At 65.4% G+C, this 18149-nt stretch carries 23 protein-coding genes; 11 read left to right on the top strand and 12 right to left on the bottom strand.

What is annotated here, in order from left to right:
* Nucleotides 1-2: 2 nt before the first annotated feature.
* Nucleotides 3-1436: a cardiolipin synthase gene (gene cls, locus OH802_RS06515; protein WP_406026238.1), complete on the bottom strand. Its 1434-nt coding sequence runs from the start codon at nt 1434-1436 to the stop codon at nt 3-5.
* An 85-nt stretch (nt 1437-1521) separates the two neighbouring features.
* A complete protein-coding gene (locus OH802_RS06510; RefSeq protein WP_406026236.1) occupies nt 1522-1920 on the bottom strand; it encodes a hypothetical protein in 399 nt (132 codons plus the stop codon).
* A 290-nt stretch (nt 1921-2210) separates the two neighbouring features.
* Here OH802_RS06510 and OH802_RS06505 point away from each other — a divergent pair, with 290 nt between their 5' ends.
* The 3 genes from OH802_RS06505 to OH802_RS06495 are packed head-to-tail and all read left to right on the top strand — an operon-like array spanning nt 2211 to nt 4582.
* On the top strand, nt 2211-2570 hold the full coding sequence (locus OH802_RS06505) for a carboxymuconolactone decarboxylase family protein (RefSeq protein WP_406026234.1): 360 nt from the start codon (nt 2211-2213) through the stop codon (nt 2568-2570).
* Entirely contained in the window at nt 2542-3663 is a 1122-nt protein-coding gene (locus OH802_RS06500) for an AI-2E family transporter (RefSeq protein ID WP_406026231.1), read from the top strand. The genes OH802_RS06505 and OH802_RS06500 overlap by 29 nt, the downstream gene beginning before the upstream one ends.
* Before the next feature lie 7 nt (nt 3664-3670).
* Complete coding sequence (locus OH802_RS06495) at nt 3671-4582, top strand: YihY/virulence factor BrkB family protein (RefSeq protein ID WP_406026229.1); 912 nt, start codon at nt 3671-3673, stop codon at nt 4580-4582.
* Nucleotides 4583-4590: 8 nt separating this feature from the next.
* Here the strand turns inward: OH802_RS06495 and OH802_RS06490 are convergent, their stop codons facing one another.
* Both OH802_RS06490 and OH802_RS06485 read right to left on the bottom strand, forming a co-directional pair.
* Complete coding sequence (locus tag OH802_RS06490; RefSeq protein WP_406026227.1) at nt 4591-6009, bottom strand: DUF2252 domain-containing protein; 1419 nt, start codon at nt 6007-6009, stop codon at nt 4591-4593.
* An 85-nt stretch (nt 6010-6094) separates the two neighbouring features.
* Nucleotides 6095-6625: a hypothetical protein gene (locus OH802_RS06485; RefSeq protein WP_406026225.1), complete on the bottom strand. Its 531-nt coding sequence runs from the start codon at nt 6623-6625 to the stop codon at nt 6095-6097.
* A gap of 100 nt (nt 6626-6725) precedes the next feature.
* Between OH802_RS06485 and OH802_RS06480 the strand changes: the two genes are divergently transcribed.
* On the top strand, nt 6726-7412 hold the full coding sequence (locus OH802_RS06480; protein WP_406026223.1) for a TetR/AcrR family transcriptional regulator: 687 nt from the start codon (nt 6726-6728) through the stop codon (nt 7410-7412).
* Between the two features lie 161 nt (nt 7413-7573).
* Here the strand turns inward: OH802_RS06480 and OH802_RS06475 are convergent, their stop codons facing one another.
* The 3 genes from OH802_RS06475 to OH802_RS06465 form a co-directional block, all read right to left on the bottom strand.
* Entirely contained in the window at nt 7574-8503 is a 930-nt protein-coding gene (locus OH802_RS06475; protein ID WP_406026221.1) for an SDH family Clp fold serine proteinase, read from the bottom strand.
* Nucleotides 8503-8667, bottom strand: coding sequence for a hypothetical protein (locus OH802_RS06470; RefSeq protein ID WP_406026218.1), 165 nt, complete (start codon nt 8665-8667; stop codon nt 8503-8505). Before OH802_RS06470 ends, OH802_RS06475 begins: the two co-directional genes overlap by 1 nt.
* Nucleotides 8668-8928: 261 nt before the next feature.
* Nucleotides 8929-9714 carry a hypothetical protein gene (locus OH802_RS06465; protein WP_406026216.1) on the bottom strand — a complete coding sequence of 262 codons (786 nt, stop codon included), beginning with the start codon at nt 9712-9714 and terminating at the stop codon, nt 8929-8931.
* Nucleotides 9715-9971: 257 nt separating this feature from the next.
* Here OH802_RS06465 and OH802_RS06460 point away from each other — a divergent pair, with 257 nt between their 5' ends.
* The 4 genes from OH802_RS06460 to OH802_RS06445 are packed head-to-tail and all read left to right on the top strand — an operon-like array spanning nt 9972 to nt 11679.
* The gene (locus tag OH802_RS06460) at nt 9972-10484 is read left to right on the top strand and encodes a hypothetical protein (RefSeq protein WP_406026214.1); all 513 of its coding nucleotides are present in this window, start codon (nt 9972-9974) and stop codon (nt 10482-10484) included.
* A 4-nt stretch (nt 10485-10488) separates the two neighbouring features.
* On the top strand, nt 10489-11028 hold the full coding sequence (locus OH802_RS06455) for a hypothetical protein (RefSeq protein WP_406026212.1): 540 nt from the start codon (nt 10489-10491) through the stop codon (nt 11026-11028).
* Between the two features lie 28 nt (nt 11029-11056).
* Nucleotides 11057-11239, top strand: coding sequence for a hypothetical protein (locus OH802_RS06450; RefSeq protein ID WP_406026210.1), 183 nt, complete (start codon nt 11057-11059; stop codon nt 11237-11239).
* Between the two features lie 35 nt (nt 11240-11274).
* A complete protein-coding gene (locus OH802_RS06445) occupies nt 11275-11679 on the top strand; it encodes a hypothetical protein (protein WP_406026208.1) in 405 nt (134 codons plus the stop codon).
* A gap of 244 nt (nt 11680-11923) precedes the next feature.
* Here OH802_RS06445 and OH802_RS06440 read toward each other — a convergent pair whose 3' ends face one another.
* Nucleotides 11924-13690 carry an ATP-binding protein gene (locus OH802_RS06440; RefSeq protein ID WP_406026205.1) on the bottom strand — a complete coding sequence of 589 codons (1767 nt, stop codon included), beginning with the start codon at nt 13688-13690 and terminating at the stop codon, nt 11924-11926.
* A gap of 170 nt (nt 13691-13860) precedes the next feature.
* Between OH802_RS06440 and OH802_RS06435 the strand changes: the two genes are divergently transcribed.
* On the top strand, nt 13861-14229 hold the full coding sequence (locus OH802_RS06435) for a tyrosine-type recombinase/integrase (protein WP_406026203.1): 369 nt from the start codon (nt 13861-13863) through the stop codon (nt 14227-14229).
* Nucleotides 14230-14282: 53 nt separating this feature from the next.
* Here OH802_RS06435 and OH802_RS06430 read toward each other — a convergent pair whose 3' ends face one another.
* The 4 genes from OH802_RS06430 to OH802_RS06415 form a co-directional block, all read right to left on the bottom strand.
* Nucleotides 14283-14711: a hypothetical protein gene (locus OH802_RS06430; RefSeq protein ID WP_406026201.1), complete on the bottom strand. Its 429-nt coding sequence runs from the start codon at nt 14709-14711 to the stop codon at nt 14283-14285.
* A gap of 91 nt (nt 14712-14802) precedes the next feature.
* A complete protein-coding gene (locus OH802_RS06425) occupies nt 14803-15264 on the bottom strand; it encodes a hypothetical protein (RefSeq protein ID WP_406026199.1) in 462 nt (153 codons plus the stop codon).
* A gap of 54 nt (nt 15265-15318) precedes the next feature.
* Complete coding sequence (locus OH802_RS06420) at nt 15319-15873, bottom strand: hypothetical protein (RefSeq protein WP_406026197.1); 555 nt, start codon at nt 15871-15873, stop codon at nt 15319-15321.
* A gap of 126 nt (nt 15874-15999) precedes the next feature.
* The gene (locus tag OH802_RS06415; RefSeq protein ID WP_406026195.1) at nt 16000-16947 is read right to left on the bottom strand and encodes a 1,4-dihydroxy-2-naphthoyl-CoA synthase; all 948 of its coding nucleotides are present in this window, start codon (nt 16945-16947) and stop codon (nt 16000-16002) included.
* Nucleotides 16948-17003: 56 nt separating this feature from the next.
* On the opposite strand from OH802_RS06415, the gene OH802_RS06410 reads away from it, so the two are divergent.
* Together OH802_RS06410 and OH802_RS06405 are read left to right on the top strand one after the other, a co-directional pair.
* Entirely contained in the window at nt 17004-17453 is a 450-nt protein-coding gene (locus OH802_RS06410; RefSeq protein WP_406026193.1) for a nitroreductase family deazaflavin-dependent oxidoreductase, read from the top strand.
* Nucleotides 17454-17543: 90 nt separating this feature from the next.
* Nucleotides 17544-18146: an amino acid-binding protein gene (locus tag OH802_RS06405; protein WP_406029240.1), complete on the top strand. Its 603-nt coding sequence runs from the start codon at nt 17544-17546 to the stop codon at nt 18144-18146.
* Nucleotides 18147-18149: the final 3 nt, after the last annotated feature.

Raw genomic sequence — 18149 nt, 5'->3', positions numbered from 1 at the left:
ATCTACTGCAGCGCCGCGGTCAGCCTCATCACGTTGTCCAAGTACGCCGCGCCGCGGGAACGAGTCAGCCAGTCCTCGAGGCGCATCTCCTTGGAGATCGACCGGTAGTGGTCCTCGACCTTGCGCATCTCGGCGACGACCTCGGGTCCGAGAAGCATCAACGAGACCTCATAGTTCAGCCCGAAGGAGCGCATGTCCATGTTGCTCGATCCCAGAACCGCGACATCGTCGTCGACGCTGAAGAACTTCGAGTGCAGGATCGCCGGCGCCGGATACAGGTAGATCCGCACCCCCGCGCGCAGCAGCGCCTCGTAGTAGGAGCACTGAGCGTGGTAGACCATGAACTGGTCTCCGGCCTCGCTCACGAACAGCTCGACCTCGACGCCTCGCTGTGCGGCCGTGGTGATGGCGTACAGCAGCGACTCGTCCGGCACGAAGTAGGGACTGGTGATCGACAGCCGGCGTTGTGCCGAGTACAGCAACAGCGTGAACACGCGCAGGTTGTTCTCCGTCGAGAAGCCGGGCCCGCTCGGGATCACCTGCGCCTCGATCTCGCCGGCCGGGGCCGGTACCGTGCCGAGCTCGTCGGTCAGCTTGACCTCCGTCTCGCTGTACCAGTCGGTGCAGAAGAGCAGGTTGAGCGCGCTGACCGCCGGTCCTTCGACGCGGGCCACCAACTCCATCCACTCACGGCCCAGCTTGTGGTTCGCGGGCTTGTTGTAGCCAGGCTCGATCAGGTTCTGCGAGCCCGCGAACGCCACCATCCCGTCGATCACCAGGATCTTGCGGTGGTTGCGCAGGTCCGGCCGGCGCTTGAACGGTGCGATCGGCAGCATCGGGTGCCACTCGATGCCGGACGCGTCCAGCCGGGCGGTGAACTCCTTGTACCCCGGGATGCCCTTGGATCCGAGGTGGTCGAAGAGCAGGCGGACCTTCACCCCGCGATCGACGGCCCGCGCCAGCGCCTCGTAGAAGGGGCCGGTCACGTCATCCCACGCGGTGATGTAGAACTCGACGTGCACCCAGGTGGAGGCCTTCTCGATCTCGGCGGTCATCGCCGCGATGGACTCGGCATAGACCGGGAACAGGTCGATCCGATTGCCGGGCGTCACCGGCTGCGCTCCCAGGTTGCGGCTCAGCGTTGCCACCGAACGAACGTACGTCGGTCCAGGGAAGTCGCTCTCGAGTGTGGGCACGTGCGCCGCTCGCGCCGCCACGAGCGCGTTGACCTCAGCCTGCTGTTCGTTGCGACGTCGCCCGAGCTTGGTTCGCCCCAGGACGAGGAAGATCACCCACCCGAAGAGCGGCAGGACCAGGATCAGGAGCAGCCAGGCCATGCCGCTGGACGGTCGCCGGTTCTTGGGCACCACGCCCAACGCGACGATCTTCAACGCAAGGTCGATCAGGTAGAGGGAAACGGCGATCCATGTGGCCATGCTCGGAAGTCTGGTGGCCACCAGGCCGCGCGTCCTCACCCAACATGCGTGAAGACCGGCGCTGCGGCCAGACCGGGGCCGATGCTCAGCAGGTTTCCTGGACGTCCGTGACGAGAGTCCGTACGTCGCTGCCAAACGTGGAGAGCGCAGTCGCGGCGGCACTCAGAGTGGCCGCGGAAGCACTCTCCTTGGCCGTGTCGATGCTCGCGGCGAGCGCGTCGTAGCTGGCCTGGACGGTGTCGATCTGGCTGGAGAACTCGGCCTTCGCGTCGGACTTGACGTCGGACAGATCCGACCCGACAGCCTCGAGTCCGCTCTCCAAGTCGCCCAACGCGCCCGAGGAGGACACCTCGATGTCCCGCACCTCGTCGACCGACGTCTGGAGGTCGTCGACGGAGCTGCACACAGCGGGCTGGTCTTCGCCGCACCCGGTCAGCGGTGTGGCCAACGCCAGTGTCAGGACAGCGACGGGGATGAGCTTCATGGTGGCTCCTTCGATGGGTTGCCGCCCGCCGGGGATCTGGGCGCCGCCCCCGAACGAGGTGGGGCCCATCATTCGCGGGAACGGGTCCACTTTCGTCACACAGAAGACGTGAACATCGTCGACCGGAGCCTCGGTCTCCCGGCGAGCGCGCTTCACCAGATCTGCATGATGCGGACTGAACCGTGGTGGGGGTGAATGAGGCGTACGGACGGCGAATCGAAGGGTCGCGGTCAACTCAGAGCGAGCCGGAAGGACGGTCCGGAGTGCACTACGCCGATCGACTCCACCGCTTGGCCATCAACCAGACGGACTGGTCCGAAGACCCCACCTACGCGGCCGACGAAGCGTGGCTCGAACCCATGCTGGATGCCCGCACTCTGGCCCTGGTCCGACTGGCCGCACTGGTTGCGGTCGGGGGTGAGGTCCCCTCCTACGGTGCCGCCGCAGATGCAGCCGTCGATGCCGGCGCGAGCGCTGCTGAGGTCGTCGACGTACTGATCGGTGTCCTTCCCGTCATCGGTACGGCACGCGTGGTCGCAGCCGCTCCCCGGCTGGCGATGGCGCTCGGATATGACACCGACGCGCTCGAGCAGGAGCATCCGGCCGGGACAGGAGATCCCCATGAAGCACGCCTCGACCACCGCCCCTAGCGAGCTTCGGGCCCGATCGTTCGCCTGGACCCTGCTGATGGGGGTCGCCGCGCTGACGATCGCGCTGGCCGGGGTGAGATCCGTCGCCGACATCGTCGGGCCGGTCCTCATGGCTGTGGTCATCACGATCACGTTGCACCCGATCCGCCGGTGGCTGGAACGAGGCCGACTTCCCGGGTGGGCGATCTCAGTGCTCATGCTGGCCGCGGCAGTCCTTCTGCTCTCGGTCTTCGCGGTGGCCCTGATGGTGTCGGTCGCCCAGCTGGCCGCCCTGGTGCCCACCTACGCCGACCAGATCGCCGACGGTGTCGCGAACGTGGGGAACACCTTGCGGGACGCGGGGGTCAAGCAGGAGCAGATCGACGCGGTGGTGAACGCGTTCGACCCGGGCCAGATCATCGACGTGGCCATGTCGGTGCTCTCCGGCACCCTCGGCCTGGTCACCGATCTGTTCTTCCTGATCACGGTGCTGCTGTTCATGGCCTTCGACACCGACTCCACGCGCCGTAGCCTGAAGGGCTTGGGTGATCGGTTTCCCGAGCCGGTCGCCGCACTGGACAACTTCGCCCACGGCACCCGCAACTACATGGGTGTCTCGGCAAGCTTCGGGCTGGTCGTCGCCGTCATCGACGGGGTCGCCCTGTACCTGCTGGACGTCCCCGGAGCCTTCGTGTGGGCGGTGCTTGCATTCGTCACCAACTTCATCCCGAACATCGGCTTCATCATCGGCGTCATCCCGCCGGCCCTCATCGCGTTGCTCGACGGCGGGCTGGGCCTGATGGTCACCGTCATCGTCGTCTACTGCGTCATCAACTTCGTGATCCAATCCATCATCCAGCCTCGTGTGGTGGGCGACTCGGTCGGTCTCTCGCCAACGTTGACGTTCCTCTCGCTGGTGTTCTGGACCTGGGTGATCGGACCGGTTGGCGCACTGCTCGCCGTCCCGTGCACTCTGCTCACCAAAGCCCTCTTGGTGGAGGCCGACCCGCGCGGCAGGTGGGCCCTGCCCCTGATCTCAGGGAAGCCGGACACAGAGCCGGGGCCGGAGAAGCCCGGCCCGGCCGAGCTTCAGCCTGAGGGAACGCCAGAATGAGATCGGCATGGACTCGAACGACGGGACCCCGTCATCGGAGAGCCAGACCGGCCCAGCCGCCGAGCCGGCGGACGATCCGGCCCGGGCCCGCGCCGAAGCCGCCCTGGGGCGTCTGCCGTTCGGGTTGCAGCGGCGGCTGGGATGGCTGCTCGACAGGCGGCCGGGACGGATTTTCCTGCGGGCGGCCGCGGGGCTCCGTCGGATCGAGGTGTTCGACCGGTCGATGACCATCGCGGCCCAGTTCTTCACCTCCGTCCTCCCGGTACTCATCCTGATCGCCACCCTGGGCTCGAACAGCGACAGGTTCACCGACGCGATCGAGATGCCGGAGCAGTCCCGGCAGGTGCTCGAGGGCGCCGTCGACAGCGGTGGCGCAGCGTTCGGCATCGTCGGGGCCATCTTCGTGCTCGTCTCGGCGACCAGCCTGTCTCGCGCGCTGACCCGCGCCTTCGCTGCGATCTGGGGACTTCCGCGCCCACCGACCAGATTGAGGTCAGCCTGGCGGTGGCTGGCCGTCGTCCTGGTCTTCGCGCTCTCCCTGGTCGTCGTCCGTGCGGCCGGCGAGCCCCTCGGCTCCCTCCCCCCTCGGGAGCTGTGGCCACGGGTGGTCTCGTTCGCGTGGGACGTCGCGGTCGCAGCGTTCATCCCCTGGGCGCTGCTCGCCGGCGCCGTTCGCGCCCGGATGCTGATGCCGGGTGCGCTGCTGTTCGCTCTCCTGATGATCACAGTTCGCCCCGCCACCCAGGCATGGCTCCCCGGGGCGCTCGAGGCGAGCGCCGACCGGTACGGATCCATCGGCGTCGCCTTCACCTACCTGACCTGGCTCTACGTCGCCTCCTTCTGCTTCCTCACGACCGCGCTGGTGGGCCAGGTGTTCGCGACCGAACCCGGAATGCTCGGTCGACGCGTCCGGCGGTGATGAGGCCCTCAGCCCCGCTGAGCCACGATCCGCCCGTCGTCGACCGCACGCCGCAGCGCTGCGTAGTCCCGCTCGTTCTGGTCGGCGTAGGCCTCGGCGAACGTCGAGACCGCCCGATCGAACCGATCACCAGAGCCGAGGTAGCTCGCGATGGCGACCGGGTCACCGGAGCGGGCGTGGGCCCTTGCCAGCGTCCACCCACACATCCGGGCGTACCCGGTCATGGCAGCGGGATTCATCGCCTCCACGATCGCCGAACCCTTGCCGTCCCACAGCTGCCGGACGAAGAAGTCTCGCTCGACGCCGTCGGCCCCGCTCGCCGTCACCCAGCCGAGCATCACGTCGCTCGCGGACTGCATCAGTCGCTGCCCCTCGACGACCCGCTGACCGTGACTGGTGTACGCGCTCTTGCCGAGGAAGGGCTCCAAGACGGATGCCTGGGCCTCCTTGGCCTGGAGGAACAGCGGATCCTTGTCGTCGTTGCCGACCAGCAGCACGATCCAGGAGCGGGTGCCTACGCTGCCCACCCCGACCACCTTGCGTGCGGCGTCGGTGAAGCGAAACCCCTCGAGCAGGTGCCGGTGGTCCCCCTGCAGGGTCCGGCGGTAGATGTGCAGGATGGCATGGAGCGTGTCTTCGACCTCATGAAACTCCTTGTCGGGCATCAGCTCCTGCATCCTGGCGATCATCGGAGGATCGTTGATCAGGCGCGGACGTCCATCCACGATCTCCACGAGCTTGGAGAAGGCCTTCAAGCTGTTCGTCGACCGGGCCTTGGCCATGTTCTTGCGGAAGCGCTTGACCTGCTTGGCCGTGAACTGCGAGCTCAGCAGGGCGTCCAGCTCGTCCACGTCCAAGCGGGCGTACCACACGTCGAGCTTGCGCATCTGCGCCAGATCCTGCATCGCCAGTCGGTAGGACGATGCGGCAGCCAGGTTGACGGCCCTGCGCTCGGCGTCGTCGAACTCACGGTCACGCCCCGCGATCGCAAAGCTCGCCACCATTCGCTTGACGTCCCACTCGAAGGGGCCAGGCAAGGTCTCGTCGAAGTCGTTGAGGTCGAAGACCAGGCGCCGGTCCGGTGCTGCGAACGCCCCGAAGTTCGACAGGTGCGCGTCGCCGCACAGCTGGACCGTCAGGTCCGTGCGCGGCGCCCTCGCCAGATCTGCCGCCATCAGGTAGGCGGAACCACGGTAGAACGTGAACGGGTCCACCAGCATCCGGCCGTAGCGGAGCGGCACGAGCTCTTGCAGCCGACTGCTTCCCTGCTCCTCGAGGAGATCGACAGGGTCGGCCCGGTCGGGCGCCGGTTGCCACTCGCCGTGCACCGAACGCGGGACCTTCGCTCGCGCCCCTCGGCCTGCCGAAGCCCGCTCCGCCAGGGTGAGGTGGTGGGGCCTACGTGCCTGGGTCTCGATCGAGCTCATCAGTCCATGTGACCTCACGCGCCCGCCATTGGCATCACGCAGCCTGTGTGACGCCTCGGAGGCTGCCGTGATGCCGATGACGCGCCTAGGGCAGTTCGACGCGCCGCGACGCCTCCGTCTGGAGTGCGGACGAGTCAACCGCTCGACCAGCCGCGATGAGGCCGAGCCAGACCACCATCAGGGGGAACGCGGTGATAGCCAACGGAGCCTCGCCAACCACTGGCGCAGTGACCGCGTGAACTGCAAGGCTGGCGCCGAGCAGGGTCCCCGTCACCCGCGCAGCAGGTCGCAACCCACTAGAAGCGTTGACGATCCAGATTGCGGCCGCGATGTGCACGCCCAGGCGGAACGCCCACACGATGTCGTCATCCAGGCCGTTGATGCCAGCGACGTTGAGCGCGGTGTCACAGAAGATCCAGACGTATCCCGCGGTCTTCGCCCAGTCCGGCGCCGGCAGCGCGACGACCAGAGGCACAAGAGCCAGGTGGTAGACGACGCCTGAGAGGTCGCCCGCATAGGTCTGCCCAGCCCCCGTCAGGACGAACATGCCGACCCAGCCCAGGGCCGAGACCGCCGCAAATGCGCGAGCTCGCGTGGAGAGGTAGATCGATTCCATGGCGCAGGTCCCTTCGTCCGGGGCCAGACGGCGTCGGCCCTTGCGATAAATTTACACCGACTGTAATTTTACGGCAACTGGACGCTTGTATGCTTGATCCATGGTTGAGCACGCACCCGCAGAGGCTCCGGGTCCGCCTGGGCTACGAGAGCGCAAGAAGCGGGAGACGCGCCAGCACATCTCGAACACCGCGACGGCCCTTTTCCTGGAGCATGGGTTCGACCAGGTGAGGGTGGCGGACGTAGCCGCTGCGTGCGACGTGTCGGAGAAGACGGTCTACAACTACTTCGCGAACAAGGAGTCGCTGGTGTTCGACCGCGAACCCGCGATGGCCGCGCTGATCCGCGAAGCGCTCGGCCCGGACCGCATGGGGACGACCCCGGTGGAAGCGATCGTCGAGGTGATCGGCAAGGAGATCGAACTCCTGTTTGCGCAGCGAGAAGGGGACGACAGCGACTTCCAGCGCGTCTCACGCTTCCTCGACATGATCGAGGAGTCCCCTTCTCTGCGAACCGCGCAACGTGACCTCATGGACCACCTTGCACAAGTCGCTGCATCAGCCATGGGGCACCGTGCGGGACTGGACCCGTTGGACCCGGAACCTCAAGCGGCAGCCAGTGCGCTCATCGGCATCTGGTCGGTGTCGATGCGCGCCCTCCGGCGCGAAGCGTCCAACGCCGGCAGCCCGTCCGGAGCCCGCGCCGCCGTCCTGGCGGACACCCGAAGAGCTGCCCAGCTCATCGGCGCCGGACTCGCCTCGTTCGCCACGACGGCAAGGGGTCAGTAGTACCAGGGGAAGCGCGGCACGCTCAGCGGCTGTTGGTGGTAGATGACGGCCATGTGCCGCTGAACTGCGCAAACGTGCTTGACGGCGTTGGTGCTCGACGGCCGCTGACGACTCTCCTGCCACGTTTTTGCCACGCAGGACCTTGCCCAGCACGAAGTGAACTAGGCCGCAGCCCCAGGCGCCAGGTTCTTCATCCAGTTGTGGCCGTTAGATCCCATGATCAACTTCGTCGCCGGACTGTGCTCAAACAGGATCGTCATCAGGTGGTAGACGCTCAGCACCAGCTCCTGGAGCGGCTGATCATCCTCAAGCCTCTCGACAGTGAGCCCCTGAGCAACTGCTTCCGCTAGGTCGATACGACGCCCATGGCTCTTGTGGGTGGAGGCATCGTTGAAGTGCTTCGCGACGGCCTTGCCCTTGGCGACTGCGTCGGCGCCGCCGCTGAACATCCACCGCGACAACCATTCGGCCACCATCGTCTCCGAATAGTCGAGTGCCGCTTGCGCGTCCGCGAGGAGAGCCGGGCCGAGACTCTGCGTGATCGGTGCCCAGACGTGGGCAGCTGCCGGATTCTTCAGGATCTCCGCGGATGCACGCGTGAACTGATCGACCACCCCTCGCGCAGACATCGTTCGACCACCAACGGTCAATTGTGGATCGATCGGTCCCAGCTGACTCTGCCGCCCCATCGTGATCTTGTCCGACGCAAGACTGATCATTGTGCCAGCCGACATTGCCAGCGCCGGGACGATCACCTCGACGCTGGCAAACTTCGAACGCAGGTACTCAACGATGGTCTGCGCCGCGTTGGGGTTACCGCCGGGCGTATGCAGTAGGAGCGTTAGCCCCTTGGACCAGTCCATCCCGTAGATCACGCTCATGAACCCGTTGATGTCTTCATGCGTGATGGACACCATCGGTGCCGGAGCTTGCTTCTGCAGGAAGGCGGCACCGTAGAAGATGACGTTGCGCCCGCCCTGGTGCCGGCTGACTCCTCCGAAGAACTCAGCCCGGCGATCTTCGATCCACTGGCTCTTTTGCGGATCGGGGGTACTGCTGAACTCTGCCAGCAGGTCATTCCACGAAGGCATCAGTCACACAGAACGAGCCCGGCCGGCGGCGCGCCGTACCAGCGCGGCTCTGCTGGAACGGCTTCGGTAGCGCGCGCCAGCTCCGTGAGCGTAGAAATCTGCGCCACGTCGACGTACTCGTCATATAGGCGAGCGGCTTCGACCAGGGGGTCAGGCGACGTCATGGCGCCAGTATGCCGCAGCCGAGAGCGCCGCGACCCATTTTGAGAAAATCGCCTCATGGCCGAGTCGGGCGGCTCGCATCACTCTCACGGTGATGCGAACCGCGACCCCAGCTCACCGCAGTTCGTCGACAATCCGCTGCACGAACCCGTTGACCCACATGTCTGCCGCAGCGTCGTTGCTGAAGATCCCGACGCCAAGATCCCATGGCGGGACCCTAGCCCGAGACGACGAACAGTCGCGGCCGAAGGAACACAGTCCGGCTAGTCATCCGACGCGACGAGGAGGTGCATAGTCTCTGAGGCCCAATCGATCGCGACGTACTCCTGGAATCCCGTCGCACCGACCACGAAGCCGTACTCGTGCACGAGGTCGTCACCTTCCGGCACGTCGAGTCGATAGATCTCACCACTCCCCAGCGCTCGATCGAGGACCGCGTCGACCCGCGCGTGGGTTCTTGGGGTCTGCGGCGGCTCAAGAATCTCGTCAACGATCCACAAGTGAATCGATCGCCGGGCATAGACGGCGTCGACCCGGCTGAACATCTGCACGGTAAGCAGGTCGGCGAACCACCGCGCGTGAATCGGTCGATCTTCGAAGCCAACATCCGCGCCGTAGCGGTACGGCGACGCGAAATCGTGCGCGTAGTCAGCGGAGGACAAGAGCCCGGTCAGGAGCTCTTCGTCGGGCAGCGTCGAGTCGATCGAGAACACGAAGTGGTCCACCCACATGAAGGTGTTCGTGTCCAACGACGTGAACGTGTGCTGCTCGAGTCTCAGCCAGGGCAGGCGCGGCCAAGGCCAGTCCGTGCTCGGCGAGGGCGCAGCGACGAGGGTTGCCGCTGACGCGGCTTCCTGCTCAGTGATGAGTTCCAACGTGACCGTCATCTTGTCTATCCCGCGAACCCGAGCCCATGACCAGCGGGCGGGCCTGCCTGCGATGATGACATCTCCTGGCTTGAGCAGTGCACGATCGCGCCGCATGCGACCGCGGACCAAGCCGTCGCGCTCGACGGCCGCCAGATCCGTAGGCACGTCAATCTCGATCAAAGCGGCTCCTACCTCTCCTGACTTCCCATCCTCTCCTGATTCCGTTCTCATCATTGGCAATCATTGACTCTTCACGGTCCCCAGAATCTCCTCGCACCTCTCCTCTTCTGCTCCCCTTCACACCCCCATTTCAGTCGGCACTCATGCTACGAAGGTCCGTAGAGATCGAGGCCGAGAATGGCCTGTGAACTGCGGATATCTGGTTACTGACGGTAATCGACGAACGCTTGATCGGGGTGGTTCGGGTGCACGGCGGGGTGAAGTTCTACCGCGGTGCGTCGAAGGCTGCCCGCGCCTACGTCGAGCGCGATCGATCGCGGGCCGATGACTACTACCTCGGCGAGGGAACCGGCGTCTCCGAGCGCTTGACCGCCACACCCGAGGGCGTCGAGCACGCGGGCTCGATGGACGGCGAAACGTACGAGCATTGCGGTGCTGATGCTGCTGTCCGGGGATTGAAGATCACTGGCGTCTTCTTCGTGCACGATTTCATCGAGGTGCATATGGACGACGTCACCCTGACGGGCTACACGGACCCGTTCGGCATCATCGGCTGCCAGGGTGTGGGGCCTTCCTCGATCACGCAGCTGATCGGCAAGACCGTCGAGCAGCTCTCGGTCGTCGAGGGTGAATTCGTGGCAATCGACTCCGGCGAGAACCGGCTGGCATTTCCAATCGGTGGTCCGTCGGCCAAGGGCCCCGAGTCAATCCGCCTCTTCCGTCGAGGTCACGACGAACTCGGGATCCCTCACGCGCCCTGGATCTGGTGACACGATGCGCCCATTCTCCGAGGCTGAGCAGCGCATCCTCAGCCGTCTCCTTTCGGTCGAGTTCGACGGAGTTCAGGAGCTGCGCGCGCAAGCGACCCACATCTCCGGTGTCGAGCCCAACTGCACGTGCGGCTGCCCCTCGATCACCCCGACGATCGATCGGTCGCTGGCACCGCCGGCCGACGGTCCGCGGATCTTGCCTGTTGAACTTCAGGAGCTCGAGCGGCCGAACGGCCTCGAGCGCACGGTGATCTGCTTCCTCGACGAGGACGGATACCTCGCGAACCTGGAATGCGTCTTCTACGACGACGCCGTCGATGAATGGCCCGAGGCCGACGAGTGCGCCGCCTTGCTCCGGGACTCCGAGCGCTACCTGAATGCAGTCCGTCTACCTAGCGGCGCTCACGTCAGCCCTCAGGACTCGGGTGACCACTGGGTCTCTTTCGAGATTGAGCAGAGTGGTTTCAGCGCCGCGACATGGAGCGGCTGGCGCGAAACCTACTCCAATAGCGGCGAGTTGACCGCCCGAGTGTTCACCAAGTAGCTGACGCCGCCTCCGACAGACTGGGGCTGTGACACAACAGCAGCGAGCCGAGGCGTTCGAACAACTCAGTCGAGTCATCGCGTGGGAGATCGAGGCGCAGGTCGGCGTCAAGCGTCCCATCGAGCAGATGCCTACGTTCGTCGCAGACACGGTGCTGGACTTCTTCGACGTAACCCTCAAGCCCGGTGCTGACCTCGCGAACCTCGGCTGACGTCCTCGTCCAGCATCGGTGTCAAGATTAGTAACGTGGTAGGCCCTCCTCAAGACCTCTCGATCGACCGGCTGGACGGTCCGCGTTGGGAACTCGCACTGCAACTGCTTGAGACGGGCGACGGCGCTGTGAACCTGCGTGGCCTGGTCTTGCGTGTTGATCTGGCAACTGCCAAGACCGGTCGCCGGATGCACATCGAATTCGAATGCCCCTTTGACCCCTCGCAAGTCGGCAGGGCGCAAAATGAACGGCTCTCGTCCCTGGCGCAGCAAGACCTCCAGGCAGCTCGCCAGATTCTTGAGATGGCCTGTCGTGAGGACGAGCGATTTGCTGCTCTCGTCGCAGACTCCGGCTTGGTCTACGAGTTCGTGCACCGATACGGCATGGGTGCACTTCTTGTCGCGACAGCCGGTCGATCAGGCGACCTGTCCTGGCGATAGCGGCAGTCGCGGCCGACCTCGCCGACGATTCTTGCCACGCATCTGCCACGCACGAGATGCCAACAGGCCACCGAGGGAACGGTGCGACTGAACTGCGGAGACGTGACTGTCGGGCAATGGCGGTCGACGGGCTCCGACGACTCTCCGCCACGTCTCGCTACGCCCAAGTGCCACACCGATAGCCTATCGCCAGCCGCCTATCGAACGCCCGCCGTTAGTTCAGTCGACCGCAACGAGCGTTTGATCAGAGATCCGGGTCACCGAAGAGGGACTCCTGCATCGCCTTGGCGCTGAGACGATACTTCGTGTGCTTGCTGCCGCGGCCGGGCTGCGTCGGTTCGACGCTGCCTTCTCCCTTCAAGGTGCGCAGCCAATGCTCGGCGGTCTTTGGGTTGAGACCCAGGAGTTCACTGATCTCTGACTTCGACAGCTCACGATGAAGCGCGAGCAGGTCAAGGACCTGGCGGCGCCGATTGGGTCGCGCGCGTCGACCGCGCACGTGGGCCGTCTCGGCGTACTCAGACAGCGTGTAACGCGCGCCGCCACGCGTTCCGGTTTGGGCCACCAATTCGCGCGCAACCAGATCCTGCAACTCAAAAGTGGCCACGCGGCTATCAGTGATACCGGTGGCGGCGCGGTACTTTGCGTTGTCCATCACCTCGCCTCGCCGCATCAACGCGAGGCCCGTGCACTGCGAATCTCGAAGACCTTCGCGACCCAGGAGCTGCAACCATGCGACGGTTTCGTCGTCAAGCAAGGTGTGGTTGGGCAGCATCACCTCGAACGCTGTCGTGGAGTCCTTGAACCGGGGCGGGCTCATACCGGCCTGCCGCAGAACTGAGATCATCGCGCGGATGCCGGAGCCGCGGTTCTCGCAAACCGTCCGGTCTTCGTCGGGAACCTGCACGTCCTCCAGAAGCTTCATGAGAAGACTGTTCCGCGCAGAGGATCGTCCCTCCTCGCCCAGCCGATCGATGTTCACAGCGCCGAAGAGTCCGCCTGGATTCATGATGCGCAGCCGGTCGGGATACATCTCGATCTGCACCTGGATCCCGCGCGATCCTGGGCTCAGGTCTCGGTGCACCAACGCGTTGACAACCGCTTCACGAAGTGCCTCAGGCGGGTACTCCCACATGTCGCGGCGTCCCTCCCCTGTGATGAGAGCACGGCGGCTCATATTTCGGCGGATGACGGTCATCGCCTCGGCCACCATGGCCGGAATCGGACCGTCTAGGCTCACGTTGTCGAGGAAGCGAACGCCGGCCTGGGTACTCTCGCCTGTCGCGGTCGGATAGTGCACGAAGGTGACGTTCAGCTGCGGAAAAAACTGCTGCGGGTAACGACCGAGGGCGAGTACTCCTGCCATCGTTGGGTGCTCCTCGCCCTTCGCACCGCGCACAATCACCTTCGTCATTCGCAGTACTACCTCAGCCGGCTCGTCAGCGAAGATGCGAGGGTTGTTCTCGCGCATCCGACTGATGTAAGCGTCGACGGCGGCTCGATCGAGGTCGTCTAGTGTCGCGTCCGAGACAATCTCGTGGTCGAACTGAGGCTGGCCCCGATCGGCGACGACCTGTTGGACCTCTTCGGAGGTGAGGCGTCGGTCGCTCTCGCCGACCCGGATGTAGCTGCCGCGTTCCTTCCCCAAGGATCGGACGTAGCAGGGCTTCTGTTCCTTCGCGAGCTCCGGGATGTCGGCAACAAGGATCGGCCGACCGTCGACCTCGGCGATCTCGATCTCCGGCATCAGCGGAGGAACCATGTCTTCGCGGCACATCGACGCCAAGTCGGCCATCATCTTCGCAGGATCCTCGAGACCGATCGCGGCGAAGCCGGAGGCTTCGTCCAGCCCGAGCACCAACGTGCCGCCGCCCGGGGTGTTTGAGAAACTCGACAGAGTCTCTCGCGCGCTTTTCGGCAGTCCGCCGGCCGCGCGCTTGACCTCGACCGCGGTCGCCTCCGCACCGAACTTGCGTAGCTCCGCTACAAGGACATCGACATCTGCCGGCATGGCTCCTCCTAAGTACGAACTTATTAGGAGGATACTCCAACTATCGAGGATGACACGGCCGAATCCGAGGATGTCGCCGATCCTCCTAATCCATCATCCTAAGTTCCAAATTGTTAGGAGGTCCGCCCACGTCGGCGTCACACATGAGTCACGTCTCGCGAGGCTCCTCGATGATCGCGATCCTCTCCGAGCATGTTCGTCAACACCCCCCTGACGGCGAGCCGACCCACTGGCTGTTCGACCAGGGCGGCAAGCCGTGGCACGACAATCTCGTCGACTACCGCTGGCGCTCGACCCGCGCCGACGCTGGGTTGGCGCACAAACTGCACGACCTGCGCCACTACTTCGCCAGCGGCCTCATCGCCGCCGGGTGTGACGTCGTCACCGTGCAGCGAGCGATGGGGCACTCGTCGGCAACGACGACGCTTAACACGTACGCGCATCTCTGGCCGACCGCCGAGGACAAGACGCGAGCTGCGGCAGCTGCAATGGCCGCCCAGGTTCTGGCCACACAATCTGGGAGGGAGTCGTCGAGTTAGAACGTCCGCTGGATCTCTGAACCGCCGGAGTTCGCCGGCTGATCCTCGAGGAACTAGTTCGGCGGACTCACCGAGGGGTAGGAAGACCCCGCCATGTCTGCAAGGCACGAGTCACACAGGGTCAGATCCTCACGTCTGCCGCTTACGAGCACGTCCTCGCGGAGTGAGCCAGGGCCGCCGCACCATTCGCATATGGTTGCTGAAGCCCGCGAGTAGCGCTCAGTGATCGTGTCGACGCGCAACTCTTCCTGTGGCATGGCCGCCCCGGCACGAGGGCGCGCCGAGAACATCAGCACTCCCCACTTCTGCTTGATGCCGGTGAACCGATAGTCCGGAAACGCCGCCACGAGTTCGTCGTGGCATTCCCTGACCAAGGACCTCCAGCCTTCGCCGCACCAAACGACCTCGAGCTCACCGCTGGACGAGTGCGGACGGAGCAGGTCGAACAGGTCACGGCTGTTCGAGGGATCAAGCACCCACATGTGCGAGTTCCCGAACGGCGTTGCAGTAGGTCACGTCGTCAGCCTCGCCGACGGCGAGGCAAAGTGCACGCGGCAGGGCGCTCACCGCTCATCACGTGGCGCCATTCTGCGGAATCACCAGATAGCGGTTGTCGGCACGATCGAACTCGATGTCGAACTCGGGGTCATCGAGATCCAGATGTGCAGCAATCCAGTGGGCCATGGCGATCATCGCTGCTTCGGGCTGGTAGTCCGTGAGGGGATACCAGAGCTTCTGCACCTCGATCACGAGTATTTGGGGACCACCAGCAACAGGCACCGCAGCTGCCATTAGCTCGAAGCCCCGGACCAGGGCATCGATATCCGATGGCACGAGCACGGTCTCGCATCCGCTGACGTCCAACGCGAGCCGCCACTGTCGGATCTGAACCGTCGCCTCAGCCCGTCCGTCTCCGATCACATCGGTCCGCAGGCGGGCAGTCAGATCGGCCACGAGTCCCCAACTGCTGGCAAGGATCCGCACTCGCACGGTCCGCCAGTCGCCCTCCAAGGACGAATCGATGTCGACTCTCATGGAGGCAGTCTGGCGGTCGACGGTCTGCACACGCACATAGTTTGTTGAGTCGCCTCAGTCTGCGTGTAGCGACCACCAGTCGGCGTCCACCTCGACGTACGCTTGCCCGTGATCAAGGGACGCCGGCTTCCATAACTGGTCGGCGAACTCAGGCCCGGGCCAGTTGCGGTCACGCATTCCGAACTCATCGAACATCGGCGTAGGCAGGCCGCGAGTCGCGCCAGCGGCAGCCTCGACGTGGCGCAGGAACGCTTCTGGGAGACGCACATCGTGCTGCCGCACGTAATGCGCGAGTCCCTCGGGCCAACAGTAGGTGCCGTCGGTCATCTCCGCAGATCCGTTGTCCTTCTCGCATAACCGGCACCTGCTGATTCCCCGGTACTGGTTGACGAGTGTTCCGACCTCAAGGTGCCTGGTGGTTCGTCGACGCGCTTCCTCGTCCCCGGCACCATCGACGAACTTGACGGGGTCTGGCCAGCGAAGGCCCTGCTGGCGAAGGCGCTCGTAGTCGGCAGCGCGCTGGGCCGGCATCCCGGGATTTCCGCCCTCGGGCAACGTCTCGCGCCAGTACCCGATCAAGATCATCGCGGCACCGTCCGATGCATCCACACAGCGATTATCCGCCCGAGGGGTGCCGCGGCGTTCGGCGAGCGTGGGACCTCGATTGCAGTTCTTGCCACGCATCTGCCACGCACGAGGCTCTAACGGGCCCCTGAACTGCGGAAACGCACCAGATCAGTAGTACCAGGGGTAGGGCGACCAGTCGGGCTCGCGCTTCTCCAGGAACTGGTCGCGGCCCTCCTGGGCCTCGTCGGTCATGTAGGCCAGACGGGTGGTCTCACCGGCGAACATCTGCTGGCCGACGAGGCCGTCGTCGAGGAGGTTGAAGGCGTACTTCAGCATCCGCTGGGCCGTGGGCGACTTCCCGTTGATCTTGCGGCCCCACTCGAGCGCGACGTCCTCGAGCTCGGCGTGCGGGACGGCGCGGTTGACGGTGCCCATGCGTACGCCGTCCTCGGCCGAGTACTCCTCGGCGAGGAAGAAGATCTCGCGGGCGAACTTCTGGCCGACCTGGCGGGCGAGGTAGGCGGAGCCGTAGCCGCCGTCGAAGGAGCCGACGTCGGCGTCGGTCTGCTTGAAACGGCCGTGCTCGGCGCTCGCGAGCGTCAGGTCGCACACCACGTGGAGGGAGTGGCCGCCGCCGGCGGTCCAGCCGGGGACGACGCAGATGACGACCTTGGGCATGAAGCGGATCAGTCGCTGGCACTCGAGGATGTGCAGCCGGGCGAGCTTGGCCTTGTCGATCGGGGTGGGCTCCTCCGCGCCGGTCCGGCCGGCGGCGTACGCCTCGGTCTCCTCGTACTGATAACCGGCCTTGCCGCGGATGCGCTGGTCGCCGCCGGTGCAGAAGGAGTGCTTGCCGTTCTTGACCGAGGGGCCGTTGCCGGTGAGCAGGACGCAGCCGACATCGGCGGAGATCCGGGCGTGCTCCAGCACGCGGAGGAGCTCGTCGACGGTGTGCGGGCGGAAGGCGTTGAGTACGTCGGGGCGGTCGAAGGCGATGCGTACGGTGCCGTGCTCCTTGGCCCGGTGATAGGTCAGGTCGGTCAGATCCTCGAAGCCGGGGACCTCGTCCCAGCGGCTCGGGTCGAACGTGTCGGAGACTCCTTCGATGGCGCTCATGAGGGTGAGGCTATCCGGGGTCGGAATAGCCCGCGTCCCCGGCTGTTGTAGTGAGCATGACCGAACTGCAAGGTGAATATGTCCCGAGCACGGCCGACTGGGTGCGCGAGCAGGTTGCCGCGTTCGAGGCCTCCGACGGCGCCGAGGCCAACGTCCTCGAGCGCGATGGCAAGCCGATCATCCTGATCACCAACCGCGGCGCCAAGACCGGCGCGATCCGCAAGACTCCGCTGATGCGCGTCGAGCGCGACGGCCGCTACCTCGCGGTCGCGTCGCTGGGCGGCAGCGACAAGAACCCCGCCTGGGTGGCCAACTTCCGGGCGTATCCGGATGTCGCGCTCCAGGACGGCGGCACCAAGAAGGCGTACGTCGCGCGCGAACTCTCCGGTGCCGAGCGCGACGAGTGGTGGGACTACGCCGTGAAGACCTGGCCGACGTACGGCGAATACCAGCCCAACACGTCCCGGATCTTCCCGCTCTTCCTGCTGGAGCCGGCCGGCGAATAGCCGGCGAACGGCCCGCCAGTTGACCGGTGCGTAACCGGGACAGTGCCACGGCTGTCGGTTCGCGACGCTAGGGTCGTGGCCATGCCGTTCCTGCTACGCGTCGAGCTGCCTGATATCCCGGGTTCCCTCGGTCGCCTCGCCTCCGCCATCGGTGAAGCCGGTGGCGACATCGAGGCGATCGAGATCGTCGAGAAGAACAAGGTCGACGGAAGAGCTGTCGACGATGTGCTGCTCGAGACCCAACCGGGGACGATGCCGGACTCCATCGTGTCGGCGTGCAACGAGCTCGACGGCGTGCACGTCGTCTGGATCTCCCGCTACGCCGCCGGTGGCAACCTCTTCCTCGACCTCGAGGCCGTCGAGGACCTCACCGAGAACGCCCTCGAGGCGCTCGACCGGCTCGTGGACGTGCTTCCCCTGACCTTCCGGGCCGACTGGGCAATCCGCGTCCACCGCGTCAAGGGCATCAGCCGCGCCACCGACGGCTCACCCGAGAACGTCCCCTTCATCGAGCTCGACCGCCCCGAGCGGATCGAGGTCGAGGGTGAGGACGAGAACATGTTCGCCGGCGCCCGCATCGACGGCAACGAGATCGTCATCATCGGCCGCCGCGGCGGTCCCGACTTCCTCGACTCCGAGCTCGCCCGCCTCGGCCACCTCGCCTCCCTCGCCACCTCCATCGCGCGGTCCTGACCC

The sequence above is a fragment of the Nocardioides sp. NBC_00850 genome (genome assembly GCF_045207335.1).
Classification (GTDB): domain Bacteria; phylum Actinomycetota; class Actinomycetes; order Propionibacteriales; family Nocardioidaceae; genus Nocardioides.
The sequence above is the reverse complement of the archived record's forward strand: the minus strand, read 5'-3'. Positions and strand labels throughout refer to the sequence as shown.